This window comes from Paraglaciecola mesophila KMM 241 (genome assembly GCF_000315015.1).
GTDB classification, from domain to species: Bacteria; Pseudomonadota; Gammaproteobacteria; order Enterobacterales; family Alteromonadaceae; genus Paraglaciecola; species Paraglaciecola mesophila.
Genome location: NZ_BAEP01000051.1, coordinates 40,098 through 66,852 on the forward strand (window position 1 = coordinate 40,098; position 26,755 = coordinate 66,852).

The window sequence follows — 26,755 nt, forward strand, 5'->3', positions numbered from 1 at the left end:
TGCTAAATGATCGCGCTTAATTGAGGGCTAAAACTCATGCTTGCCGTATATCCAATCGAGCCCTTGAATTGACGTGGTTGGGAATGCGGTAGAGTGAGTGGCCCCTTCAATAATCTTAAAATTGAGTTTTACATTCTCTGATGCGCCGGCAGTTATTTTGTCCGCGAGCAATTGTGCGCCCTTCACCATGTCTTCACGCTCACCAAATTCTGGTGATTCTAGGCTGCCGACACCAAGATACACCTTCGTTTTATGTTCAGGGCTTTGCATAGACAGCGACAGTAAGTAGTGATTATTGAACCATACGGAAGGGCTGCCTAGCACATATGCTGAGAATGTCTCTGGGGCCGTAGATAGCACATAGGCGCCAAACAGCCCGCCAAGTGAGTTGCCTACATATGTTCTGTATTTAGTATGAGCGCGATAATTTGACTCGATATATGGGAACACTATGTCTTGAATAAAGGTTAAGTGTGCTTTTGCACCGCCTGTTTCTAGTTTCCAATCGCTAGCTTTTGCAGGGGTAAAGTCTTATACCATTCCACGTTAATAAGTGATGACTCAGCGAGAGTTTAAAAGGGCTTAAACAAGGCGCATGACTGAATGAATAGTTGTTCTCTTTCGAAGTCATGCAACGCAGTGTAAGCCCTTTTAAAACTCGCCTGCAAGGAATGCCCCAGCGGCTTTTGATCTGCGTTCTCACTATTTGAAAGGGAACAACCATTACTACATAGCGACGCCTTAATCAAAAACCGCTGGACGCATTCTGAGGCGGTCACTTATTAATGCGGATTGGTATTACTCTGCTTGATGCGCCTTTCGAACCTTTGGAGTATGAAATGCCTGCAATTATCGCTTCCTCCATTGTGCCACTATTCATAGGGAATCGAGTAGCGCCAGAAACCAGTGGGAAACTGTATGGTGCGTCAGTGAGATATATCACTGGGTAATGCTTGCTTTTATTGGTCCGATAAGAGCGAGGAAGTTTGATAAAAAGCGGATAAACTCTTTTTGAAATAGGCTCTTCCAGTTCAACTACCTCACTTCTGGGGATGGTATAAGCGATTTTTTCGGGTTCTTTGTCTAACCATTTTTTAAGTGGTTCAACCCACGCGTTATGTGGTCGGTAGAAAGCGCCATGTGCTAGCCCTGTAGAAATCGAAATTTCTTCAAATGACGCCACCTTACCACCACTGCGCTGTATGACTTTATTGCAGGAGCCAACGGTATCTGAGGTCTCATAAATTGAAAAGATATTACCCTGCAAAATCACATCATTATGGGTGGAAAGGCTGCTAGTGCAAGCAGCTAAAATCACATAATTAATATCACTATTAGCTAGGTAGCTTGAGGTGATAGCGGTGATAAAACCGCCGCGAGAAAACCCCACTAGCGTTATATTACTTGGGGATACGCCATTTTTAATTAAATACTGAACTTGATGTTGAAGTTTCTTGGCATGCTCAAAAGGGTCGGTATTTTTCGCCCTGTGCTCAGCAATAATGAAGGCATCTAGCTTTGAAAATGTCTCAAGTATTGCTGGGAAATCATAAGTGCCCCAAGATGGATGTTCTGGCGTTGTATCAAGGCCTTCGACAATCAAACCGTGAGAGTAAAAAACATAACGTGCGTTTGGGTCGACAGATGCGGGTACTTCGTTGTAAACACCACTCGCGACAGCATTGACGCAATAAAGAATAAAAATAAATAAGATAGCGAGCTTCATGCTTTTCCTTGCCTGAATTGAGCGTGATATTAGGTGAAATCTAAATGCGAAAGTTAGCGTAAATACCATGCATGTTCCATATGAGACGCTAGGAATATGCCATTTTAAGGCGTCACACTTCTTTAGCTTGGCTGCTTTCCTTGCCGCTATTGCCCGCTAAGCTCTGTATCGTTTGCAACATTTCAAGCACGCCTGCTCTTAACGCTGCATCTTTGCTATGGGTATTGCCTAGGGACTGATCAAACGCCGCTGACTGCTTGGCTAAAGCGACGGTGTCGTATTTTTCATCGGGATCAAAATTTCGACTAGGGGGAGCCATTAAGGCTAGGCTCTCTTGGGACGTTATTAATCCATTTTCGAGCAACTCTGCACCCATGCTAACCAATTGATTGTACGACATATTGTTTGGATTATACTTGGCGGCGATATCCTGCAATTTACTTTCGGCATTTAGCCCCGCTTCACTGAGCGTTACCTTATCTGTTGTCTGTTTTGTATTGGCCACATTCAAATTTTTGGCGACTGAAGTAGCGCTATCGCTCATTTGGTAAATACGACTGACTTGATCGGGGCTATTTATTTGCATGTCATTCCCTGTTGATAATAATGTGCGAGTGATAAGGCTTGAACGTCTCGGTAACTAGCTAAGCCGAGGTGAAAATTGGACTGCGTAATCAATTTGAACAGCAATAAATAAGCCAAAAAATAATCTCTTTCCCGAGCAGCAAAGCCTCACTTAGTTGCATTCATGAGGTGTTTTTAGGAAGCTTATTGCCGTTAAAAACAACAGTGCGGCAACAAAGGGTTATCGTACCCTCTCAGCACTGACCACATAGCGCATGGTCGGGTTGGGTATCATTGAGTTAAACGGGTAGCAGGTGATTAATGTGAGTTGATCTGCGCCTTGTGACTCGATGATGTGAGTTTGGCTCTGATGCACAATGAAGGTCGATGTGACGCGATACTGCCCTTGCGCTTTGAGGGTTTGCACGCCTATGGAATCTCCCTTGTTGAGGTATTGCAGCGCGGCGAAGTGTGTATCTCTATGGCCTGTGATGACACTATTGCCGCTCTCAAATGGCAGAGGGGTGGTACTCATATGTCCGGGCCCGAATGCCATCGTGCTCCCTGATGCTCCCCCTAAAACGTATAATGTATCTTCTGATAATGAGCCTATTAACTGACTTGGAAACGTGAGTTTGGCCACAGGATAGGTATCAGCCCAGGGCCAAGGTTTGGTTCTTATGGCTTGATCTGCAAGTGTTTGATTAGTGTGATTGGAAAGAATATTAGCTTCAGTTGCATGCACGTTGCGTTGCCAAGCGCTGGCGATAAGCGCCTGTGCTAATTGTGCCTTAGCCCACATGTACACACCGTTTGAAACCAATAGCCCGCCGCCAACTAGGCATGTGAGCCAGATAGCACTTAACAGAGCATTTTTTAGACTCACTCGGCTAAACCACACAGTCCACTTTGCCTCGTTATCGCACACGTGCGTGCTTCGTTCAGCTCCTGAAATCATGACAATCGTTTTTGGCGCGCGCACAGTGCAATTCCCAAAAGTAACAGCCCTAAGGTGATATGCAGCGGGGTATTGGTGGCTGTTTGAGGCAATTGGCCAACCATTTGTAACCCCGTTATTTGCAACCCAGCCATAGCAAGCCCAGCAGGTGCGTTGTGGTTAATGGGTGTGTCTTTGCTGTTCTCGTGCTCTGGTTTAACGTCTTGGGGGGTAGGCGGCTTTTCATCCACGGCAATAAGGCTAGTGAACTGACTTACGATATGATGCTCAAGGGCAATATTTGTGATGCTATCTTGCCATTTCTTACGCATCATTGGGCGTATATCGCTGTTGCGTTCACGGCGCAAGGTATGACTGAGTTGCGCGATTTTTTCTCTCGCCCAAGCAACGCCTAAGCCAGCGCGTTTGGCCGTGGGGCTAAGGGGCATGCGAATTGACCAAGGTTTGCTTGATGCCGCTCGTGCTGACTGCCAACCCGTTACCTTGAGTGCATTGTCGGGGTGTTGCACTTGCATGCCATTTTCAAGGTGTGTCACTGGCACTCGGTAGTGGATAACCAATGGCTGGGCGGCATATAAGTCAGGAGTAACACTGGGGTAAAACTCAGTCTCTCGGGCGAATTCAATATGTATATCTTGCATCACAGGGCGAGTCAGTTTGTTAAACAGTGCCGTCATTTTGTGTTGTACCTGTTGAATGTCGCCAATGTAGGTAAAGGTGCCCCGGCCTGCTTGTGCGGCCTGGGTCATAAAGTAACTGTTGGGCGCCGAACCAATGCCAATAGTAAACAAGCGACTGTCAGCCAACTTGTTTTCAATCAGGCTCATTAAGGCACCCTCATTGCTGACACTGCCATCGGTGATAAAGACCACTTGGCGTAGCTTATGCGAGCCAAGTGAATCGCTATCGTCCCTATGGAGTGAGGGTTTGTTTAACGCCAATGTCAGGGCGGGTGCCATTTCAGTGCCGCCATCTGCGTGTAAGCTGGCGACCCAATTTCGTGCGCGCTGAATATTTTTTGCTGTGGCGGGCATGGCACGTTTCCATAATGCTTGGGGTGAGTCGTTAAATTGAATAATGTTGACGTTATCCTCTGGGCGCAGCTGCGTTAAGGCAAAGTCTACAGCGCGCTTTGCTTGTACAATCGATTCCCCAGCCATAGAGCCTGAGGTATCGAGTAAGAACACCACTTCTCTTGGGGTCATCTGTTTGGCGACGGCACCGTCAGTGGAATGAGATGCATCTTGCACAGGTGGAGTAAGCATCACTAGCCCATAACGATATTTGCCTTGGGTTTCGCTAAAGTGTGCTGCACTGGGAGCATCGCCTGGGGCGGGTTGCCACGTTAGAGCGAAGTCGTGGTTGGCGATATGCTCTTGAGCCAATTCAATATGATAGCCACCGTTTTTCTCTCCTTGTTGGCTGATGTTGATAGGATGATGTTCGCTAATAATGTCGTCAGCGGTCAGTGCAAAGCCACTGTCTAACTCAACACTGATACGGACTGGGTTGGCGGGCTCATCAGCTGTTTTTATTTGCTGGCTCATTGCTGTCACGCTTTGCCCCCAACCCTGAGTATTGACCGTGGCGACTGTACTCTTGTCAGTCGCGTCATTGGGTGAATATCGCGGCGTTATTGTCATGGGAAAGCGCAACCTAAATGTTTGTTCGTCAAACCCAACCACCTGTTGATATTCAATCGTGATGCTGATGGATTCATTTGGGCCAATGTTGGCAATAGTATTGGTGAAAAGGTTAGGGCGGTGTTGCTCAATTAAACTGGCTTTTCTACCTTGAGTTTTAGCTTGCTCGAAATGCGCCTTAGCTTGTGCTTTGGGCATAATTTTGCCTTTGATCCTCCGCTCACCTATGCGCATATCGAGATGATCAACGGCGGCATTTTCAGGTAGAGGGAAGGCGTAAATCCCATTTACCCAATCTTGACTAGGGTTATGAAAACGCTGAGTAACCTTGGTTCTGGCTATCATGCCTGTTATGTCGATTTTTACATCGGTACTTAACAGCGGACTAAGCTGATAACGGCGTTTTTGATGAAGTTGACTGGGCTCATCATTGTTGTTTTCATTAGGGGGATTGCCTGTTTTGCCTTCATTTCCGTTCGTGCGCGAGCGTGCTTCTGAAGAGTCACGTAAGTAAAACAGACTGCCTTGGGCGACTTGATTAATAGAGTCCACATACACGCTGGAAGCACTGTCGTCCCCAGTTTCTGGGCGACTAATACTGTCAACAAGACCGTCGTTACGTTGTTTGTTATACATTTTGTTTTCCTCAACGTCAGGCTGAATAAGGTATTGAGAAGCTGCGCTGTGCAACACCCCTATGGTGCTAACAATCAATAACAGCCCGCTGAATTTAAGTAATAGGGACATTCCTGTTCTCCGGTTTAGCGCTATTTACTTGCCGAAGCGGCCATTAACGATGTATGAGATGCAGCCTGGATCGACAGCGTGACCTTACGGGCGAAAAACCAACTCTCTGGGTGGCTTCCCATATTGCTGAAGGTGGATTCACCGAAAGATTCAGTGTGCAATTGTGCGCCAGGCACGTGCTGCTTTGTTAAGTAGCGTTTAACGCTGATAGCCCTTTGCTGAGAAAGCGCTTGGTTATAATGAGAATCGCTGCGTTCATCGGCGTAGCCCGCTAAGGTTATTTGCAGATCAGGGGTTTGACGTACAAGCGCCGCAATTAAATCTAACTGCCTGTGGTAATGGGTTTCAACAGCATGAGAGCCGGTGCGAAATTGAATATTTGTTTCAATTGGCGTTATAGAGTCAGGCTCAATTGTTTGCTCTGTGCTTTGCTGCGCTACATCGTTATGACTTTCTAAGCTCGCGGTGAGAATGGTGTGATTGTCGGATCTTTCTTGCTGATGCATGCGCTGCTGAGCATGTTGTAGGGCGGCCAATTGCTGCTCTTTTTGCTTAAGTTCAGACTGAACTTGGTCTAAAGCGTTGTCGTTTTTCACATCATTTGAAATAAACAGGCCCATTATACCGCCTATTACGCCGCCTACTGGCCCGCCTACTGCAGTACCTAATAATGCGCCTGAGCCAAAACCAGCGAGATCATTTCGAGTGTTTGACGGTGCTGTCTTCTCCTGTGTTGTTTGTGCGTGCGCCGGTGTTTGCGCATAAATAAGTGGGGCAAAAGCGTGGTTGATGAGCAGTGATAAGGTGAGTGCAATAGCGCTATATTTCATGATAGTTCCTTTATTTTTTTAGAGAGAGTTGGCGTTTTTGGTTGCGCTATTACACAGCGAATTTGCGGCTATTTAATGAGTGAAAAATGGCAATCTTAGGAGCAATTGTGGCGAAAAAATGGAAATTTCCTGATGTCAGCAAAATGCGCGATTTTTAGGATATAGTGACGTCACCGAATAAAGTGGCACGACCGAGTAAAGTGGCGTGACCGAGTAAAGTGCGTCACTGAATAATATGAGTGTGGTTATGTCTCAACGTATTGCGCTAGTGGAAGATGATCTCGCTATTCGAGAAAACTATACCGCAGCCCTCAAAAAACAAGGATACGAGGTTATCTGTTATGCTAATCGACGGCAGGCTGAGCAAGGTTTTGCTCAGCGCCTGCCTGACCTGGCCATTATTGATATTGGTTTACAAGACGAGATCGATGGCGGTTTTATGGTTTGCCAGCAACTACGCAGTTTATCTAAAACCTTGCCGATTATTTTCTTCACTGCCAGAGATAACGACTACGACACCATTTGCGGTTTGCGCATGGGGGCAGACGACTACTTAACAAAAGACATTAGTTTGCCTCATTTGTTGGCGCGCATCGCAGCATTGTTTCGTCGAGTGGCGCTGTTGAATCAACCCCAATTGTCAGAAGACCTAATACAAACTGGTGCATTGAGTATCGACAGCAAGCGCATGACCGTCAGTTGGCAAGCACAAGGCATTGAGCTAACTGTGACTGAATTTTGGATGCTACACGCCATTGCCAAGTATGCAGGGCATGTTAAAAGCCGCCAGCAATTGATGGATGAGTCAAAAATGGTAGTAGACGACAGCACCATCACGTCGCATATCAAACGTATTCGCAAGAAATTCCTGCAAGTCGACAGCCAGTTTGATCGTATCGAAACGGTTTATGGCATGGGCTATCGCTGGAAAAACGGCATGAGCCATTACCCTTAATGAGTCGTTCTACCAGTCTAGCTAAAAGTCACAAAGTAAGTCATGTTCGCAACAAGGGGCGGTTTCGATTCCGTTTCGGCATTCGCTTAAAATTACTCGCTTTATCGATATTTTTGTTTGCCATTCCTTGGCTTGGGTATCAATACGTGTGGGAGCTAGAGAGTTATCTGCGTATTGGGCAGGAGCAAACCATGGTTGGCACTGCGCGTGCAGTTGCGACGGCTTTGCATGAGCGGCCCACATTATTTGATACCCAAAGTGCTTACCTTACCGATGTAAAACCTGGGACCGACTTATACGCCCATAAAATTCATGACCCGATCCGCTTGGATGGCAAGCTGGATGACTGGCTGGATTATCAGCATTTAAGCCTTGAGTATGGGCCAGCGCATCTACTCGATTACCTGAATGACAGCGACGATTACCAGCGTAGCAGCTTGCATTTTCGGCATATGGTGGGGCAATTTGGTGAGTACCTGTATGCCATGTTTGAAGTCACTGATGAGAATGTATTGCTACGGGCTAAAAACAGTCTGCGGGTGGACCGGAATGACTATCTGCAAATAGCCATGACCGGCCCTGACGGTAGCTTTAAACGCTATGTTGTGGCACCGCAAGAGGCTGGCTGGGTTAACGCGTATTTGCTATCTGAATCTGTGGACTCAATGCGCCCTGTTTCACTTGAAACGCAAATTCAAGGCCGATGGTTAAACACAGCTAACGGCTACAACATAGAGTTGCGATTTCCTTTGGCGATGATGAGCAGCAAAATCGCCTTTGCCATTACGGATGTAGACGACCCTCAAACTCGGCAAATACGCTATCGCATAGGCACCGCCAACCCGAACAAGAGCGATGCCCTTGGCACGGTATTGGTGCCATCGCCAGAGATAGAGAACATTATTAAAGGGCTAAAATATTCAAACGCAAGGGTATGGGTCATTGATAAACACAAACGGGTGCTCGCTCGTTCTGGCGGTATTCATAAATCGGTTGGTTTAAGCAGCAGCGCTTATTCATCAAACGGCGACCAGCAGGCTAGCTGGTGGCAAAGCATAGAGCAGGAATGGTTATTACCCCTGTATTATCAAATTTTGACCAAGCCCCCAGCGGATTTTATTGATGACTTGCAAGATGCGTATGCGCTGCAAGGGCAAGATATTGATCAAGCGCTAACGGGGACATCAGCCTCTTTATGGCGATTAAGCCCAGATAACAAAGCGGTTATTCTGTCAGCAGCGCACCCCATTTTTATAGATGAAAGGGTGATGGGGGCTGTGGTCGTTGAACAAACCACCAACGGTATTCGCACGCTCAGAAATCTGGCCCTCGAAAAATTATTTCATGTCATATTAGCCGTGATGGGGTTAGGGACCTTAGCACTGTTTTTATTCGCCTCTAGGATCTCGTTTCGCATTCGCAAGCTTAGAAACCAAACGGAAGCAGCGATTGATCAGCACGGTAAAATCATTGGCACAATTCCCAGTGCCACCGCGGGAGATGAAATCGGTGATTTAGCAAATACGTTTAATATCGTGCTGGGCAAACTTGGGCAGTACAACGCTTATTTGCAAAATATGTCAGCACGTTTATCTCATGAGTTGCGCACCCCTGTGGCAATAGTGAAATCGTCCTTGGAAAACCTGCAATTGAGTCAGCAGACAGATGAAGACGCCCAGTACATCGAACGGGCGCAACTTGGTATCAAACGCCTCAGCACTATTTTGAATAACATGAGTGAAGCAACCAGATTGGAGCAGGCAGTACAAAGTAACGAGCGGGAAGAGTTTACTGTGAACGCCTTGCTCAGCGGTTATGTTGAAGGTTATCGAATGACCTACGCTAGTCATAAGTTTGTCTATACAAATGAGGCGGGGGATGTACTGCTACTCGGCTCAAGTGATTTATTTGGGCAAATGCTGGATAAGATCATTGCCAACGCCCTTGAGTTTAGTCCTGAGCATTCCCTTATAGCTATTAAGCTTAGACAACATGCAAGTAAGCATTTACTTACCATTGAAAACGATGGCCCACCGCTACCGAATGATATGGAGGGTAAGCTATTTGATTCCATGGTATCGGTACGCCCTGAGCATGCTACATCTCAGCCGCACCTTGGGCTGGGACTATTTATTGCCAAAGCCATCGCACAATTTCACGGTGGTGATATTCAGATAGAAAACCGCACTTTAGAAACGGGCGAGCATCTGGGTGTGCGGGTGTCTTTGCTTTTTTAACGGAACAAGTTGTCTGTTATTTGACAAGACACCCTATTGCCCATAGCTGTTGTCAATTTTTAACAGGATACAGTTCAGGGTGTAAAAATGGCGCCATTGCTAACACCATTGCATGAGTGTAATTGCCTTCTCGAGTGGCATTTCCGTTGGTCAGCAACCCTATCGCCCCACCTTTTTGTTTCACGTTGTTGGTGTTAAATAGCTTATCCATTAACGGGCCTAGTTCTTCGCCACTGGCTAAGGCTTGATAAACAGGTTCAGGAATAGGCATAATTGCGCCCCGGCCAATAGACTTGCGCTGGTGATTAGCGATAACGATATAAGCAAACGTAGCTGGGCCGTATTCGAATTTATCGACGCCGCCTTCCATCGCCACATAAAAATCTGCTTTTGCATTGGCTTGACAATAATTGACCCGATTAATAGCACCTATGCGAGTTTCTTCACTGGTCATGGGCTGTTCGGCTACGCCTGAGGGGGCATGCATACCTTCGCACGTTATTTCATGTTCAGGGTAAAGCATACTGATAGCGTTTTTGGCGGCGTTCACTTTCACTGGATTTTGAGAGCCGACGACTACGTGCAGCGTTGTAGAAATTTGAGATTGATGCAAGGTCGTTTCCTTAAAAGAGTTGCAGATAAAACGTTGTATTGTTCGAAGTGGAGAAGGGTAGCACAGTAAAATGGCTGAAGATTCTGCGCTGGGGATGAAATATCCACTGATGTAGGCAGTTGGAAGTGAGTCTTATATTCACTGCAGCCATTGTGCTATCGGGTTTATATCATTTTATTTGGCTTAACTATTTACAACAAAAAGTTCGATTTCACTGGCATGACCAGTATGCTAGTTACTGCGCAATATAAAGCTAAAAGAGCAGTTAGAGTTATGAAGTTACATCATTTACAGGGTTATATTCAGTCAATATATTTAGTTGAATACCCAGACCGCCTTATGTTGCTGGACGGCTGTACCCGTGCCGATGTCGATACCCTGCGAGATTTTATTACTCAAGAGTTGAATCGTCCTTTCAGTGATTTGAAAGTGGTAGTGGTTACTCACATGCATCCAGATCACGCTGGTGCAGCGCACACATTAAGAAAACTGGTTGGTTGCAAGATAATCGCTAGTGACGTTGAGCACTCTTGGTATAAAGGCGTAACAGGTTGGCTTATGTTCGTCACAGATTTAATGCTTGCACGTTGGGTCGCCAACCGAATGGGGCGTGAGCGCAGAAGTATGTGGTACGCCAAAACTCTTAAACCAGACATCAAACTTGTTGATAAGCAGACTATACCTGGCTTTGATGAGTGGTGCGTGTATGAAACACCAGGGCATACAGACCGTGATTTATCGGTTATGCATATGCCAAGTCAGCGCATGTACGTGGCTGATTTGGTGGTTAAAGTGAAAAGTCGCTTTATTCCGCCTTTTCCAGTGTTTTTCCCCGAAGTGTATGGAAACTCAATTGAGCGGCTTATGGCAATGCGCCCAGAATCTATTTTGTTGGCTCACGGCGGTGAAGTGCAATTGGACGATGCTGATTACCAGCACTTACAGGCCAGTGTACCCAGAGGGCCGCAAACGCCTTGGCGAGTGATCAAAGCAAAAGGCCGGCGGGCGTTAGGTTTGAAGAAATCAGCACGAACGTAAAACGTAAGTCTAGTCCTGAGCATTTGGCTTTTTGGCTTCTAGTATCTAACATTTGTTCAGTAAATTTAGACAGTCCCAAATGAAATTAATGGTATATTTTTAATATTAGATGAATTTTACTCATAGGTTCTGCCATTATGCTAGAGCGCCATCATTTAGCCATTATCCACGCTGTTGACAAACATGGTACATTAACCGAAGCCGCCAACGCCCTGCATTTGACGCAATCAGCTCTGAGTCATGGTATCAAAAAACTTGAAGTGCATTTAGGTGCGCCAGTGTGGCAAAAAGACGGTCGCCGCTTGCGTTTAACTCAAGCTGGGCAGGGGTTGCTCAATTTGGCCAACCGGGTGTTACCGCAATTCGAACACAGTGAACAAGTGATCCAGCAGATTGCCCAAGGCCAACGCGGCGCACTGCGCATCGGTATGGAATGCCACCCCTGTTATCAATGGTTATTGAAAGTCGTATCCCCATTTTTGCAGCAATATCCTGACGTGGACGTTGATGTGCGCCAAGCGTTTCAATTCGGTGGGTTAGGGGCGTTGCTGGGCTACGATATTGATATGCTGGTCACCCCAGATCCATTATTTCAAAAAGGTTTAGAGTACTTACCAGTATTTGAATACGAGCACGTATTAGTTGTGCCTGAATCGCACCCTGTTGCGGGGCAATCGTGGGTGCAGCCGCAGGATCTCAGTGACGACGTGCTAATAACGTACCCCGTAGAGGCAAGTCGCTTGGATATATTCAGCCAATTTTTAACCCCAGCAGGTGCGAGCGTTAAGCGACATAGAACGATTGAAACAACAGAAATCATGTTGCAAATGGTCAGTGCGGGGCGAGGTGTTTCTGCACTACCCAAATGGCTGGTGGAACAGCATCAAAAAGATTTACCTATTGTGCCCGTTAGATTGGGTAAAAAGGGAATATTTAAGAATATTCACTTGGGGTTTAGGGCCGGTGAAGCAAGACCTGAATATCAGAACACGTTTATTGAAATCGCTAAGAAAACCGACCATTTAATCTAAAATCATTCCACGTTAATAAGTGCTCACTTATTAACGTGGCTTAGTGCAACAGTCGATTAAATAGATTAATTATGCTTTTTGCGTGAGGCGCAATATACATCGAACAATTTCGCCTCGGTCGTAAGGCTTGCCTAGATGTTCGTTCATTCCAGCTTGTATGTACTGTTGTTTATCTTGCTCGAATATATTGGCCGTAAGGGCAACAATGGGTAAGTCAGCCATCCCCAATTCCCCGCGGATCACTTTCAACGCAGCAAGGCCGTTCATGACGGGCATATTGATGTCCATCAAGACAATATCCACTTTTTCTGCACGCTTGAGCTCATCTATGCAGTGTTGGCCATCGTTCGAAAGCAGCACCTCGGCTCCTTCCTGTTGCAGAAGCTCACTAATGATCTCTTGGTTAATCATATTGTCTTCAGCGACTAGCACGACTAATCCATCCAATGGGCTGTTGTCTTCTTCGCTTGCTATCATTTCCGTATTTTCAATGATGTGAAACAGTTCTTCATTGCGACAGGGTTTACTTAAAATGCGCTCAACTGAAAACTGCTGCGTCATGCGCGAGATACTTTTTGCATCGTAGGCGGTTAAGACCAGTATTCGGCTGGTGATCTGTACTTTTAACTGCTGTAATCGAGATAGGAAAGCTAAACCGCCTACTTGTGGCATCACCCAATCAAGTAAAATAATGTCAGGCTGGTCATTCTCTATTAAGGCCTCAAGCGCATCACTGGCGGATTGAAAGGTTGCTACTTCGGCGCCCATTGTACTGAGTGCATTTTCTAACATAATTAAAGAAATAGGGTTGTCATCGACGACGACGATGCGCTGCGGCGCCGATAGCTGCATGACTTTTTCTGGTGACGTAATAATCAGGTTATTGAGTTTCAACTTAACGCTGGCGGTAAAACAGCTGCCGATGCCAAGCTGACTTGATACAACAATTTCACCGCCCATCAACTGGCACAATTGTTGGCTTATGGTTAAGCCCAGTCTGCCACCAGCATTGTGATTCTGCTTTAAAGGTTGTCCTTGGCTAAAGAGTTGGTTGATATCTTCTTGATTTATGCCAGCCCCGGTATCGGTAACCATGATGTTTAACGTGTAATCACTATCATGTAGAAGTGGGTCTTGCTCTGTTTGTTGGTTGTCTGTGCTGATGACTAAATGAATATGGCCACTGCTAGTTTGCTCAATTGCATTAATGCATAGATTCAGCATAATTTCGCTTAATCGTCTGCGATCTCCGATGAGATCGCAGTGCACTGTGTGAGGCAACGTAATATTAAACACTAACCCTTTATCTTGTGCCTCTTTAGACAACATGGCGTATAAACTATCTACAATTTCATGCAATGAAAATGGTTGTTCAGCAAGTTGCAGTTCGCCAGATTCCAACAACGCGAAATCAGATAAATCCCCCAATACTGAATTGAGATGTTCAGCCGAAGCAGTAATTTTACGTAGGTAGTCTTGCTGCTTTAGGCTCAACTCAGTTTGCATGCACAAATCGGTCATACCTAAGATACCATTTACAGGGGTACGGATTTGATGGCTCAATGTGGTCATGAATTGCGTTCGCCCGCTGACCGCCCAGGCTGCAGTTTTTTCACTGGCTGCTAACGCTATTTCAGTATCATTTAACGAATGCGTAACGCGTTTAACTTCCCGTGATTGTCGCAAGAGTTGTAGGTAAAGTCCCCTGTGTTGTTGTAATGCATAGCGCAATAAAAAACCGACTACAAAGCTACCGACAATAGATAAGGCCAAATACACGTAATAAATAAAATCAACCGGTTTAACGTGTCGTGTTGGCGGATATACCCAGAGCTGCCACTGATTGCCGAGTATACTAAGCGGTACATTTAGGTCTGGAATGTCAGTACGCTTTGCATCAACACTAGGCGCACTGTCGAGCATTTTGTTATCAGGGAATACATAGTGATTTTGCTCGTGATCGGCCAAAATATAGGCGAAATGTTCGCGACCCGCCTCATTAGGAAGCGCATCTGTAAGGGATGCCACTTGATGAACGGTGATCAGAAAAGTTGCTGCGTTTAGAGCTTTCTCCTCTCCTTCAGCAATAGGATTTACTACAACAATCATTGGAGATTTAACCGCTGAATTATGTGCGGCAATGATAGGCGAAACTTGGGTTGTCCCCAGTTTGCGAGCGGCAATAAGGTAAGGTTGAATGTAGGGTGCTAATTCGTCAACGAGCTGACTGAGTCCGGTATCAGGCGCATAGTGAAAGCGCGGCAGGGCAGCATTATCGCTAAACAGGTAAATTTCCGCGACATCATTGGCTTTGGGATAAACCAAATGAATAAATTGACTTAGCTGGGCCGCTTTTAAGGGGCTATTGAGATGTACCGCATCAGCTAATTTAGTACTGCGTTCAACGGTTTGTTGCAGGGCCACATCGTACCGGGCGACAAATTGCTGTAAGTGCTGTTGAGCATGGTTCAGCTCTTGGGTACGGTAAGACGATACCCCCTGATTGAACAGCAATAATCCGATGGCACTACCCACCACGAAGGTTAACCAAAAAACGACATTAGCCATTTTACCACTAGCAAGATACTTCATTCCATGTCATCCGTTTAAGTGCTTCTTAAGGCAGGTATGGGCAATTCATTTGCCACTGCATACCACACTCTGCACCGTACTCCTCGGATGACTATATTTCAATATTTGCGGCTCAAATATTTGCAATTAGTGCGTTATTGACGCTTTTTAGAAAAGAGAAAATGGCAGATATTTCATTTTGAAATATCTGCCACAAATGTGACACCAAGCCAGGACCAGTGAAACTCAGTATCAAACAGGCAGGATTAATTTAATCTAAATGAGAATTGTTTGCAAGTGCATTTGAGGGTTAATGTAAAATACTAGTCGAATATGAGGCAAGGTGTTTGATATGTCTGTGTCTGCCTCTCATATGGAAAGGGGTTTTGAGCGGTCGATGTGCTCTGATAAACAGCTTAGAGGGTATTAATAGCAAGGGCGAAATGAAAACATGAGTATTTTCGAAAAATGGGCTTTCGAAATAGCGTTTAAAAATGTCCTTAAAGCGTGCCCTCATAAAGGGCACCTAATAGGAGTTGCTTAAGTTGTCCAAAAAGCCTTCCGTAAAGCGCCCGCAAGATATGCACGGCTTGAGCTTTACGGAAGGTTATACATATTTCATTGCTCTAGGCAGCTAGATTCATCGCGAGCAACCCCACTAGCCCTATGAGTCCACCAAATACACCACCCCATACAACCAACCAACCTAAATGTTTCTTGATCATGGCTTGAATAATGTCTTTGACCATTTTAGGGGTAAGTTCATTTAAGCGTTGCTCAACAATCGATTCAATTTTTTGTTGCACGTCATGCATCACATTTGGCTGTTCTAACTGATTGCTTAACGTCTCCAGAAAACGCTCATCCCGGCTTATTTCAATCAGGGAGGTTTTCATTTTCTCCACAAAGGGCTGTTTCAGCGGAGTGAGGGCTTCTGCGCCACCGAACATACCCAGCATGCTGCCGAATGAAGATGCATTAATGACCTCAACTAAGGAGTCAAACGTGGGCTCTAAATCGACCTTTTCTAGTACTGGGGCTAAGTCAATCTTAAGTTGCTGGTTGTCACTGTTTAGAAAGCGAGCAATGTTTTGCTCAGTAAAAAACTGCGTCATCATCAGCTCACGTATTCCAGCTTTAAACTCTTCAAAGCGTGACGGGATAACACCTGAACCGTATAAAAGCGGCACTTTCTCAAACAACATGTGTACCGCAAGCCAGTTCGTTACTGCACCAGATAAAGCAAATACGCCTATGGTGGTAACCATCATATTTTCTAACACTAAACCCAAAATTAGTAATAGCAGGGCAACTACATTGGTTAGGATACTTTTGTTCAAAATCGCTCCTTAAAGAATGGGTGTAAATAACGCGCGAATAAGCGCTGTGGTACCAAATTGGCGCTATGCTAGCAGGGCAGCGGGTAGGGTGACAACAGGATTCGCTAATGAATGAAGCTACACCAATCTTAGTCAGTAAATGAACTGCCAGTGTTTGCCCTCTCAGCAACTTTCAACTGGGGAAAGTGCCCTCGTCGTGCTGAAAACCGCCGCCATTTCTCGGTATGTGGTTGTCAAATATAACCGTTTAATTTTCGAGAATGCCCCGCTGTATGATTTCATCAAAAGGCACGCTAGCGGGAAGCGTCCCGAATACCAACCCTTGCTGTTTGCCCAATCTAGCTAGGCAAAATGCCTCAGCCATGTCTTTGTCATCCGCGTTTAACAGCAAGGCACCTTGCAGTGCGAGTGCCATTTTCTCCACCAACAAACGACTCCGTATTTCAAGGGTTTCTTGCTCGTCAAAGGCAGCTTTAAGATTTTCTATGTGCTTATCGTATGCGCTGTTCTTACCGACGGCTTTTTGCAGTTCAACAAACAGTGCATTAATGGCCTCAGGTTCTTTGCGTAGCGCACGAAGCACATCGAGACATTGTACATTGGCGCTGCCCTCCCATATCGAGTTCAAGGGCGCTTGGCGATATAAACGCGGCAGAATGTTTTCTTCCACATAGCCAATACCGCCTAAACATTCTTGCGCTTCATTTACAAAGGCAGGAGTACGTTTGCATATCCAATATTTTCCGATGGCAGTGGCAATGCGTGAAAGATGCGCTTCGTGCTGATTGGCTTTAGCCAAATCAACGGCGCGAGCAACGCGCATGGTTAAGGCTAAACTGGCGGCGACTTCTAAGGTGAGATCCGCCAGTACGTTTTTCATCAATGGTTGTTCTATAAGTTTTGCGCCAAAGGCCTCTCGGTGCTGAGTGTGATGCAGCGCCTGCACTAATGCTTGGCGCATTAAAGACGTTGAGCCAATCATGCAGTCAAGGCGAGTAAGGGACACCATATCAATAATAACGGGCACACCTCGTCCTTCTTCCCCTACTAGATGTGCTGTGGCACCTTGAAACTCCACCTCTGAGGAGGCATTGCTCCAATCCCCTAATTTGTCTTTTAGGCGCTGAATTCTAACGTGATTTAGCGAGCCGTCTTCTAAAATGCGCGGCAGCAAAAAGCAGCTTAAGCCTTTTGTACTCTGCGCTAAAATTAGGTGGGCATCGCACATGGGCGCCGAAAAGAAAAACTTATGCCCCGTGATCCGGTAGCTTCCGTCAGCTTGAATGTCTGCGCGAGTGGTATTACGCCGTACATCAGAGCCGCCTTGTTTTTCTGTCATACCCATGCCCAAGGTAATACCACGCTTTTGACTTGCTGGTATTGAACGAGGGTCGTATTCGCCACTGATCACTTTATCTGCCCAGTAGCGTGGCAAGTCGGGCGCGTTTCTTAGGGCAGCCACACCTGCATGGGTCATGGTGAGTGGGCAAGTAGTTCCCGCATCCGCTTGGCTGTGCATAAATAGCAAAGCAGCTCTAATCACATGTGAACCTGTTGTAGATTCGTTTTTCCATGAGTAAGCATGTACTTGGGCAGTCATCGCCTCGCGCATTAATTCGTGATAAGCCTGGTGAAACTCAACGTTGTCAATTCTGCGCCCATAGCGATCGAATGGCTGAAAGTGTGGTTTGTTTTTATTAGCCAATTCGCCAGCATTCATGAGCTGGTCACCGGCAATATTGCCAAAGTCCGTTAATGTACTTGTAGGTAAGTCACTGTGGTTCTGCTGCACCGCATGCACCAACATTCGATCAGCAGACCAAAGATTATAAGGTAAAAGTACCTGAGGCTGGTTTTCAACCGTATGAGTTGCATAGAGATCAGAATCTGACATAACGCTTTCCAGTGTACGAGAATCATACAAAATTACACTTTCAATATTAATGTGTCAATAATTGTAATGTATCTTTGGTCGCGTTTATGATGGGTTAAAACACATATGTTTTGTCGAATGTATTTATGCGTTAACGAACGTTTCTTTGAATCACCCGCAAGTTATTCATGCTGAAGAGTAAAATTGTTTTCAGGCCGTTTGCGTATTAACCTGTGCGCTCACCCATCAGCGTTTAGTCATCACGTATTAATAGGCTTTGGCTTGAAGTGAAAGCTCAAGTTATTAACTAAACCTTGAATTTACTTGTATCCATAATAACCAGAGTGCTGTGCATTTATGTTGCCTCAATCGAAACCCATAAGGCCAATAAAACCTAGGCCTAGGTCACTTTTACTGAATTTAATTGGCTCCAGGGGCAACGTCAAAATGAATGCCGCTAATGCAGTTCGCGTGGGGGCGTTGTTTGGTATTTCTGAAAACAATGTTCGCGTTACACTCACAAGGTTAGTGTCGAGTCATTTGCTAAAAATCGTCGAGCGAGGTGATTATCAGCTCGGCGAGAAAGGTCAGCAGTTAGCCAAACAGGTTAACGCGTGGCGAGAAGCAGAATCCAGCTTATGTGATTGGCAAGGTGATTGGGTTGTAGCCACAACCCACGGTTTAGGAAAAACTAATCGCAGTGCTTTGCGAATACGCCAGCGAGCCTTGCACATGATGGGTATGCAACAGCTCATACACGATCTGTACGTACGGCCGAGTAATTTTGCGCAAGGTACTGATTTTGTGCGTACAAGGTTACTAGATCTCGGATTAGAGCCCACCGCACCTGTATTTAGCGCCAGCGACTTCGCATCAGACTTGCAAAAAAAAGCGAAATCCCTGTGGGATGCGAACGCCCTTGAAGCCGGCTATCGTCAAGGTTTGCAGGAGCTAGAGGACTCTTTAGAACGTTTACCCACTCTGGCAGTAGATGAGGCAGCTAAAGAGTCCTATTTAGTGGGTGACAACGCACTGCAGCAACTTGTATTTGATCCGCTGCTTCCTGCACCGCTTGCTGATGTGGCACTTCGTCAGCAATTTAGAAACAAGGTGCGTGAGTATGATGAAGTGGGTGAACGTATTTGGTTTCGGTTTTTGGCCCAGTAAACATTATTTACAGTAGTAAAGTTCATTAGACTGTACAGGCACTAACAAATTGTTCGAAATCAAATGGGATGAGATATTTTTGGCTAAGCTCAAGTAGTGTGTTCATCTCATAAGGGCATTTATAGGCTGCCGCGGTATTGGGCTGTCAGCATATTGTCCGGTCGCGCTATTTACCGGCTACGCAATTTACCGGCTACGCTTTTATCCGGTCACGACGTTTCGCAAATACGATATTGAACATTGGCTCATAGTAAAAGGAAATCACATGACTACATTAATTCGTTTTATCCGTACCATTATCCTTGCATTGCCGATTTGCTTTAGCGCGTTCACTGTTAATGCAGGCACGGTTAACGCAGGGGTATCGGCTCAAGAGAGCGAGGTAAAAGAAGCGCGTTTATTGATTAAAGAATTCAGTCAAACGCTTAAAAGCACACTTTCGGCCGCCATTGAGCAGGGTGGGTTAACTAATGCGCTGGATGCGTGTCATATTGAGGCCCCCGCTATTTCATCTCGGCTCGCAGCGCAGTCAGACTGGAAGGTTGAACGTACTTCATTAAAACCTCGCAATGCACTTAATAGTCCTGATAACTGGGAGTTAGCCAACCTACAACGCTTCGAGCAACGTAAAGACGCGGGTGAGCCGGTAGGCAATATCGATACGTATTCAACGATACAAGACAAAGGGCAAACTGTCTTTCGCTATATGAAAGCCATTCCAACCGGCGGGCTGTGTTTAAATTGTCATGGCAGCAGCGTAGCGCCCAGTGTGAAAGAAAAAATTGATGCGTTGTACCCTTATGATGAAGCTCTGGGCTTCACCGTAGGTGATATTCGCGGCGCATTTACCCTGCAAAAAGTGTTGTGAAGCCGTTATGATGCCCCATTTTGAGCAGCAGTTCTTTGTAGTTACTTTTTGAGTTACTTTTAGTTGTCGTTTGGAGGTTTAGCATCAATTCCGCATTACACTTTCTTTTTATAGTAAGCGATAGGTTGAAGCACTTTGAAACTGAAACCGCGCGCACACCGCGGTTTTGTGTGGGTCGATTTTCTATCACTTCGATAAAGTTTGAAACTATCGAAACCTGCACTTTAATCCAAATTAAAATGTGTGGTATTAATGTTTGAAACTGATTCGCACGAAACAATGACCACTCATCAATTTAAATATATGGGGTCTAGGTTGTTGGGGGAAGATCAGTCAATTATCGCTTTTGGAGCCGTATCGATGTTTATATAAACCTCTCGCAGGATCTTCCTCTCAGGCTAATCAGATAATGAGCGCTCACATTCACAGGCAAGCGTTGAGTATATAATGACAACTTCGATCTAAATTGTATTTTTCTAATAAACGAAACATCGGTGTATTTTAATCAAAATGGATTGAAACCAGCTCATGTGAGCCAGTTCCAAACTTTAATTCCAAGTTCCAAACTTTAATTCGATCGCACAAAAGATCTTTTAAATCAATGACTTACTCTACTGTGACCGACTTCGCCAAGTTGCGCGGTTGGTCTACATCTGTGCCTTTGATAATAGCGACGTAGTAGGACAGTAGCTGCAATGGCAGGGTGTAGATAATTGGCGCGATGGCCGCTTCACAGTGTGGAACGTTGATCACGCGCATGGTTTTATCGCTTTTGAAGTGGGCTTCTTTATCGGCGAATACATACATGATGCCACCGCGGGCACGCACTTCTTCTACGTTTGATTTTAGCTTTTCTAATAGCTCATTATTCGGGGCGACTACAATCACTGGCATTTCATCATCGATTAAAGCAAGTGGGCCGTGCTTTAACTCACCAGATGCGTAGGCTTCTGCGTGTATATATGAAATTTCTTTGAGCTTAAGCGCACCTTCCATTGCGATAGGGTATTGATCGCCACGACCTAGAAATAAGCTGTGGTGTTTGTCGGCGAACTCTTCAGCTAAATCTTTGATGCCTTGAGTTAGGCTGAGGGTTTCTTCAAGTTTACTTGGCAAGCTATGCAAACCATCAACAATGGCTTTATGGTCGGCCTCTGCCATGCCGTTATGTTTGCCCAATGCTAACGTCAACATTAAGAAACCGGTTAACTGGGTGGTAAACGCTTTGGTTGATGCCACGCCGATTTCCGCCCCTGCAAGGGTCATAAAGGCGAGGTCTGATTCGCGCACAAGCGAGGATCCTGGCACGTTACATATAGTTAAGCTTGAGGTGTAGCCTAAGCTTTTTGCTAGGCGCAAAGCGGCTAGGGTATCGGCGGTTTCACCTGACTGAGAAATGGTAACTAGCAGGCTGTTTGGGTGAACGAATGACTTGCGGTAGCGAAACTCAGAAGCGATTTCAACGTTACATGACACATTGGCGTATTCTTCTAACCAATATTTGGCGGTCATGCCTGAGTGGTAGCTGGTACCGCAGGCAACAATTTGTACGTGCTTGATGTTGGCAAGCACCTCGTCCGCGTCTTGACCAAAAATATTCGGGCTGATGTCGTACTCGCCTAAGCGCCCTTGTAGGCAGTTACGTACTACAGTGGGTTGCTCATGAATTTCTTTGAGCATGTAATGGCGATAGCCTGCTTTGTCGCCAGCATCGTGCTCTACATCTGACTCAACAATATCACGCTCGACGACTTGACCGCTTTGGTCGTAAACTGTGACGCTGGTGCGGGTCACTTGGGCTACATCACCTTCTTCAAGGTACATGAAGCGACGGGTAACAGGCAGTAACGCCATTTGGTCTGAGGCAATAAAGTTCTCACCGATACCAAAACCAATCACAAGTGGGCTGCCTGAGCGGGCAACAATCATGCGCTCTGGGTCGTGCTTATCAACAATGACAGTGCCGTACGCCCCATCAAATTTACTCACAGCCATTTGCACCGCTTGCAGTAAATCTACACCTTGATCTAGTTCATAATGTACCTGATGCGCAATGGATTCAGTGTCAGTGTCAGACGTGAAACCATAGCCTTTGGCTGATAATTCAGCACGCAGGTGTTGGTAGTTTTCGATGATGCCATTATGCACGACTGCAATACGCTCACTTGAAAAGTGTGGGTGGGCATTGGCTTCAGTCACACCGCCATGAGTAGCCCAGCGCGTGTGGGCAATACCTACACTGCCTTTGGCTGGATTGTTATGTAAGGCGTCGGCCAGCTCTTTTACTTTACCAATACGACGAGTGCGGGTTAAGTTGCCTTCGCCATCGAGTAAGGCAACACCAGCGGAATCGTATCCGCGGTATTCAAGGCGTTTTAGCCCTTCTAGTAAAATTTCTACTACGTTACGTTCGGCTATTGCGCCAACAATCCCACACATACGTTATGCTCCAAATGACTTAGTTGTTGCGCAAATAACCTTCACGCCTTGTTGTTCAATATGTTGTTTATCGCTTTGTGCAATTAAATCATCGGTTACCAGTACCGATATCGCCTGCCAAGGCAATTCAACATTAGGTATTTTTCGTTGTAGTTTTTCTGATTCAGCCATGACCACGACCTCGCTAGAGACTTCAGCCATGACTTGGGTTAATTGGGTCAACTCGTTGAACGTGGTTGATCCCTTTTGTAAATCGAGACCTGCTGCGCCGATAAAGGCTTGGTCGAAATTGTATGCGCGTAGCACTTGTTCAGCCATTTTGCCTTGAAATGCATGTGATTGAGGATCCCACGTGCCACCTGTCATCAACACTTTTGGCTCGTTTTCGGTTTCCAGCAGTGAATTGGCTACATGCAGTGAGTTTGTCATGACTACCAAACCTAGCTTACTTGCCAGCTCAGGAATTAGGGCAGCTGTGGTGCTGCCACTATCAATGATGATGCGGTTATGATCTTTAATCAGGGTGGCGGCGGCTTTAGCAATCGCTATTTTACGCGCAGATAGTTTTTCACTGGATAATTCAGACGAGTCTTGCGGCAGCGGCACTGCTCCGCCAAATTTGCGCAATAACAGACCATTGTTTTCAAGCTCAGTGAGATCTTTACGGATAGTGACCTCTGAGGTAGAGAAAAGCTTCGCCAGTTCATCCACCATCACTTCGCGGTGCGTGTGAAGGCGGTCTACAATCGCTCGGCGTCGTTGTTGTGTGTTTCGTTTTTGCATATTTCGAAATATATATGTTTCGAAATGAAAGATAAAGCCTTTCTTTTGCTTCTTATACTAAGGTGTTAGAAATAAAAAAACCTCCAAAGGAGCTGGAGGTTTCACATTTTCTGGCGGCGGCTTTTATTCAGGCTTAGTAGGGCGTTGCCAACCACTAACGTTTCGCTGTTTTGCTCTAGCAATCGCTAATTCTTCATCGGCGACAGTTTTCGTTACCACCGAGCCCGCACCAACGGTAGCCATGTTACCAATCTGCACCGGGGCCACTAAAGCACTGTTAGAACCAATAAATGCGCCATCACCAATAATGGTTTTTGACTTGTTTACACCATCGTAGTTGCAGGTGATGGTACCTGCGCCGATGTTGGCGCCTATTCCAACGGTAGTATCACCTAAATAAGTTAAATGATTAGCTTTTGAACCTTTGCCTAGTGTGGTTTTTTTCATTTCGACAAAATTGCCAACGCGTGCATTTTCATGCATCACCGCACCTGGGCGTAAGCGTGCGTATGGACCGACAGAGCAATTTTCACCGACTATGGCTTGGTCTAACATGCTATTGGCTTCGATGGTCGCGCCATCTGCAATTTCACAATCTTTAAGTATGCAGTTGGGGCCTATGGTGACATTGGAGCCAATTTTGACTGTGCCTTCGATAACCACATTCACGTCTATGCTGATGTCTTGGCCTACTATGATGTCACCCCGCAAGTCAAAACGGTGGGGGTCAAGCAAGCTAACACCTTGCATCATCAGCTCTTGAGCTTGTTCAAATTGAAATGCGCGCTCGATAGCGGCCAGTTGTTTGCGGTTATTTATACCTTCAACTTCAATTTCGCTACTTGGTTGAGCAGCTTTAATGACTTTGCCTTCATTGGCTGCCATTTCAATGACATCGGTAAGGTAGAATTCACCCTGGGCATTGTTGCTATTTAAATTGGCAAGCCAGCGTTTTAAATCTTTGCCATTAAGTACCATCATACCTGTGTTTATTTCACTGATTTGGCGCTGGGCGTCACTGGCATCTTTATGCTCAACAATCGCGGTAACATTGTCGCCTTGGCGAATAATACGCCCCATGCCTGTTGGGTCGGCAACGTTTACAGTTAGCAATGCTACGTCTGCTTCGGCTTTTGTTTGTAGCAGTGAATGCAGGGTATTCACTTTAATCAGCGGAGCGTCACCTACCAGAATGAGCACATCTTCATTGTCAGAAATATGTGGCACGGCTTGCTGAACGGCATGACCTGTTCCTAATTGTTCAGCTTGTAAGCACCAGTTCAGCGCATTGTGACCCAATGCTTGTTGTAATTGCTCTGCCTGATGGCCGTATACTAAATTTATAGAATTGGCACCCAATTGATTTACGGTGTCAATGATGCGCTGCACCATAGGTTTTGCGCCAATAGGATGTAAAACCTTGGGCATGGAAGACTTCATTCGAGTTCCCTTGCCTGCTGCGAGTATTACCACTGAAAATGCCATTTAGTATCCTGAGTCATTTAAATTCCAAGGTATTTTACTGATGCAAGCAAAAACTACCAGCGCTTGATCTCTGTTAAACTCCAAGACGTATCCTTTTTTACTGTTTAACGAACCAAACTAATATTTTGCAACCAAAGTACAATGTGTTTACTTTTGATGCTTGCGTATAGTGTTCTCATTGGGGTAACTTTACCTACCTTTTTGCTTTGACCGATAGGTTGTATGGTAATAGATGTGTTTTACTGCATAAATGTGTTGCCAATTTTTAATTTAGTTGGTTAAACACATGTGTTTAGTTTAACGTGAACAAATAATTAGTGATGCTACAGTTAATGAGTAACAGGGCAGACTAATAAGCAGTTTTTTGGTTTATTTTATACAGGGTAGTTTGTGAATATCTTTCGAACCTTACATCGCAGTATTTTGCTGCTCTTTGTCGTTGTGGTTGTATCCATCGTTACCTTGGTGCACTTTAGTGTGTCTAAAATCGTCGCCGAGCAAAGCCGCGCGCAGCAGCAGTCTCATTCCCCAGCGGTAGAGCTCATTGTGCAGCAATTAATGAAGCCACTGCATATTTCTGAAACCCTTGTTAAAGCAAAAGAATTGCAAGATCTCATGGGCGCACAGACAGTTGATGAAGACGCGGTGTTTGCTAGCCTCAAACGGTTGCACCGTGAATTTGGAATGAATTTCTTTATCGCCAGTGAAAAGAGTCGTCGCCAATACTATTCCGATGGCACAACCACGGAATTGGTCGAAGGGGATGTGAGTTGGTATTTTAAATATAAAGAGTCAGCTCAGAATGAAATAGCCGATATTGGTAAGTGGGAAGACACTCACTTTTATATCGATTTAAAAGTCTTTGATGAGGAGCAGAATTTTCTTGGATTTTTCGGTGTAGGTAAAAGCCTAAGAAGCTTTTTGGATATTTTCGCGCGTTACAAAGAAACTTATGGTTATGATTTTATCTTTGCGGACCAAGACAGAAACATCACCTTGTCGTCTGATCCCAAATTAGTCGCGGCTAATTCAAAGTTTACCAATTTAACTGAATTGCCTTGGTTCAAAGATTTGTCGGAAGAAGAGCAAGCGGGTTCGCTTAATAATTTATTGGTTAAAATAAACGGCTACGATTTCTTGATTGCTGAATTAAATATTCAACCTTTCGATTGGACACTGTATTTGATGACGCCGCTTGAATCGCGTCAAACAGAGATAAGCCGGGGCTTTATCTTCAGCATAGTGACCTTATTAGTGCTTATTTTTGGCCTATTTTTGATCATATATAACCTGTTGTATTACTTTAAGAAAGACATGCAAAAGACACGTCAAATAGACGTGTTAACTGAGCTGCCCAATCGCGCTAGCATGTCCCTTAAATTCGATGGCTTGATGTACGAGAAATCTTCTGTCAGCTTGGTGCTTATCAATCTCGACAATTTTAAATCTGTTAACGAAACCCATGGGCGTAAGGCAGGGGATATTGTGTTACGCCAAATTGCATCAATGCTGCAGTTAGAGCTTCGAGAGCAGGATATTATTGGGCGATGGGGCGGCGAAGAATTCCTGTTGTTACTGCCCAATACAGGCCCTCATGAAGCGGTAGATGTAGCAGAAACCGTGCGCAATCGCCTCGCTAATATGACAATAACGACGGGTAGCATGTCTATTCAAATGACAGCCAGTTTTGGGGTGTCGTTCACGGCTATTCCTCGGGCGATAAACGAAGTAATTGCCGCTGCCGACGATGCGCTTTTTGCGGCGAAGCAAGAAGGGCGAAACGTGGTACGCCTGCAATTGATTGAAGAGCATTAATTCTTCAACCTGCATTGTAAGGTTAAGCGCTTGGTGCTTTATATATGGCTATGCAGATATATGTTAGTTTGC

General features: G+C 45.4%; 20 protein-coding genes. 7 read left to right on the top strand and 13 right to left on the bottom strand.

Annotation, left to right across the window (positions count from 1 at the left end; genetic code table 11):
- Window positions 1-27: 27 nt before the first annotated feature.
- The 6 genes from GMES_RS11995 to pdsO form a co-directional block, all read right to left on the bottom strand.
- Window positions 28-462: an alpha/beta hydrolase gene (locus GMES_RS11995; protein ID WP_226990294.1), complete on the bottom strand. Its 435-nt coding sequence runs from the start codon at window positions 460-462 to the stop codon at window positions 28-30.
- A gap of 313 nt (window positions 463-775) precedes the next feature.
- Window positions 776-1,726 carry an alpha/beta hydrolase gene (locus tag GMES_RS22985; protein ID WP_407636008.1) on the bottom strand — a complete coding sequence of 317 codons (951 nt, stop codon included), beginning with the start codon at window positions 1,724-1,726 and terminating at the stop codon, window positions 776-778.
- Between the two features lie 112 nt (window positions 1,727-1,838).
- A complete protein-coding gene (locus tag GMES_RS12005) occupies window positions 1,839-2,312 on the bottom strand; it encodes a hypothetical protein (RefSeq protein WP_006992968.1) in 474 nt (157 codons plus the stop codon).
- A gap of 219 nt (window positions 2,313-2,531) precedes the next feature.
- Complete coding sequence (locus tag GMES_RS12010) at window positions 2,532-3,248, bottom strand: class GN sortase (protein WP_006992970.1); 717 nt, start codon at window positions 3,246-3,248, stop codon at window positions 2,532-2,534.
- Complete coding sequence (locus GMES_RS12015; protein WP_006992971.1) at window positions 3,245-5,638, bottom strand: marine proteobacterial sortase target protein; 2,394 nt, start codon at window positions 5,636-5,638, stop codon at window positions 3,245-3,247. The genes GMES_RS12010 and GMES_RS12015 overlap by 4 nt, the downstream gene beginning before the upstream one ends.
- A gap of 20 nt (window positions 5,639-5,658) precedes the next feature.
- The gene (gene pdsO / locus GMES_RS12020) at window positions 5,659-6,468 is read right to left on the bottom strand and encodes a sortase-associated OmpA-like protein PdsO (protein WP_006992972.1); all 810 of its coding nucleotides are present in this window, start codon (window positions 6,466-6,468) and stop codon (window positions 5,659-5,661) included.
- A 247-nt stretch (window positions 6,469-6,715) separates the two neighbouring features.
- On the opposite strand from pdsO, the gene pdsR reads away from it, so the two are divergent.
- Both pdsR and pdsS read left to right on the top strand, forming a co-directional pair.
- Window positions 6,716-7,423 carry a proteobacterial dedicated sortase system response regulator gene (gene pdsR / locus GMES_RS12025; RefSeq protein ID WP_006992973.1) on the top strand — a complete coding sequence of 236 codons (708 nt, stop codon included), beginning with the start codon at window positions 6,716-6,718 and terminating at the stop codon, window positions 7,421-7,423.
- A complete protein-coding gene (gene pdsS, locus GMES_RS12030; RefSeq protein ID WP_006992974.1) occupies window positions 7,423-9,660 on the top strand; it encodes a proteobacterial dedicated sortase system histidine kinase in 2,238 nt (745 codons plus the stop codon). The genes pdsR and pdsS overlap by 1 nt, the downstream gene beginning before the upstream one ends.
- A gap of 52 nt (window positions 9,661-9,712) precedes the next feature.
- Here pdsS and yjjX read toward each other — a convergent pair whose 3' ends face one another.
- Window positions 9,713-10,273 (bottom strand): inosine/xanthosine triphosphatase, encoded by a 561-nt coding sequence (gene yjjX / locus GMES_RS12035; protein ID WP_006992975.1) that lies wholly within the window; start codon window positions 10,271-10,273, stop codon window positions 9,713-9,715.
- Between the two features lie 273 nt (window positions 10,274-10,546).
- On the opposite strand from yjjX, the gene GMES_RS12040 reads away from it, so the two are divergent.
- Both GMES_RS12040 and GMES_RS12045 read left to right on the top strand, forming a co-directional pair.
- Window positions 10,547-11,311, top strand: coding sequence for an MBL fold metallo-hydrolase (locus GMES_RS12040; protein WP_006992976.1), 765 nt, complete (start codon window positions 10,547-10,549; stop codon window positions 11,309-11,311).
- 137 nt (window positions 11,312-11,448) lie between these two features.
- Window positions 11,449-12,342, top strand: coding sequence for a LysR family transcriptional regulator (locus GMES_RS12045; protein ID WP_006992977.1), 894 nt, complete (start codon window positions 11,449-11,451; stop codon window positions 12,340-12,342).
- 69 nt (window positions 12,343-12,411) lie between these two features.
- On the opposite strand, the gene GMES_RS12050 is transcribed toward GMES_RS12045, so the two are convergent.
- From GMES_RS12050 to GMES_RS12060, 3 genes are all read right to left on the bottom strand, one after another.
- Window positions 12,412-14,934 (bottom strand): response regulator, encoded by a 2,523-nt coding sequence (locus tag GMES_RS12050; protein WP_006992978.1) that lies wholly within the window; start codon window positions 14,932-14,934, stop codon window positions 12,412-12,414.
- A 605-nt stretch (window positions 14,935-15,539) separates the two neighbouring features.
- Entirely contained in the window at window positions 15,540-16,253 is a 714-nt protein-coding gene (locus GMES_RS12055) for a DUF445 family protein (protein WP_006992979.1), read from the bottom strand.
- Between the two features lie 247 nt (window positions 16,254-16,500).
- On the bottom strand, window positions 16,501-18,147 hold the full coding sequence (locus GMES_RS12060) for an acyl-CoA dehydrogenase family protein (RefSeq protein ID WP_039987331.1): 1,647 nt from the start codon (window positions 18,145-18,147) through the stop codon (window positions 16,501-16,503).
- A 426-nt stretch (window positions 18,148-18,573) separates the two neighbouring features.
- Here GMES_RS12060 and GMES_RS12065 point away from each other — a divergent pair, with 426 nt between their 5' ends.
- Both GMES_RS12065 and GMES_RS12070 read left to right on the top strand, forming a co-directional pair.
- Window positions 18,574-19,293, top strand: a complete 720-nt coding sequence (locus GMES_RS12065) for a PaaX family transcriptional regulator C-terminal domain-containing protein (protein WP_006992981.1) — start codon at window positions 18,574-18,576, stop codon at window positions 19,291-19,293.
- 265 nt (window positions 19,294-19,558) lie between these two features.
- Window positions 19,559-20,161, top strand: coding sequence for a Tll0287-like domain-containing protein (locus GMES_RS12070; protein ID WP_006992982.1), 603 nt, complete (start codon window positions 19,559-19,561; stop codon window positions 20,159-20,161).
- 606 nt (window positions 20,162-20,767) lie between these two features.
- Here the strand turns inward: GMES_RS12070 and glmS are convergent.
- The 3 genes from glmS to glmU all read right to left on the bottom strand — a co-directional run bounded on the left by glmS (window position 20,768) and on the right by glmU (window position 24,868).
- Window positions 20,768-22,600: a glutamine--fructose-6-phosphate transaminase (isomerizing) gene (gene glmS, locus GMES_RS12075; protein WP_006992983.1), complete on the bottom strand. Its 1,833-nt coding sequence runs from the start codon at window positions 22,598-22,600 to the stop codon at window positions 20,768-20,770.
- 3 nt (window positions 22,601-22,603) lie between these two features.
- On the bottom strand, window positions 22,604-23,383 hold the full coding sequence (locus GMES_RS12080) for a DeoR/GlpR family DNA-binding transcription regulator (RefSeq protein ID WP_033184654.1): 780 nt from the start codon (window positions 23,381-23,383) through the stop codon (window positions 22,604-22,606).
- A gap of 123 nt (window positions 23,384-23,506) precedes the next feature.
- Window positions 23,507-24,868, bottom strand: coding sequence for a bifunctional UDP-N-acetylglucosamine diphosphorylase/glucosamine-1-phosphate N-acetyltransferase GlmU (gene glmU / locus GMES_RS12085; protein WP_006992985.1), 1,362 nt, complete (start codon window positions 24,866-24,868; stop codon window positions 23,507-23,509).
- A gap of 390 nt (window positions 24,869-25,258) precedes the next feature.
- Between glmU and GMES_RS12090 the strand changes: the two genes are divergently transcribed.
- Window positions 25,259-26,683, top strand: a complete 1,425-nt coding sequence (locus GMES_RS12090) for a sensor domain-containing diguanylate cyclase (RefSeq protein ID WP_006992986.1) — start codon at window positions 25,259-25,261, stop codon at window positions 26,681-26,683.
- The last annotated feature ends 72 nt before the right edge of the window (window positions 26,684-26,755 follow it).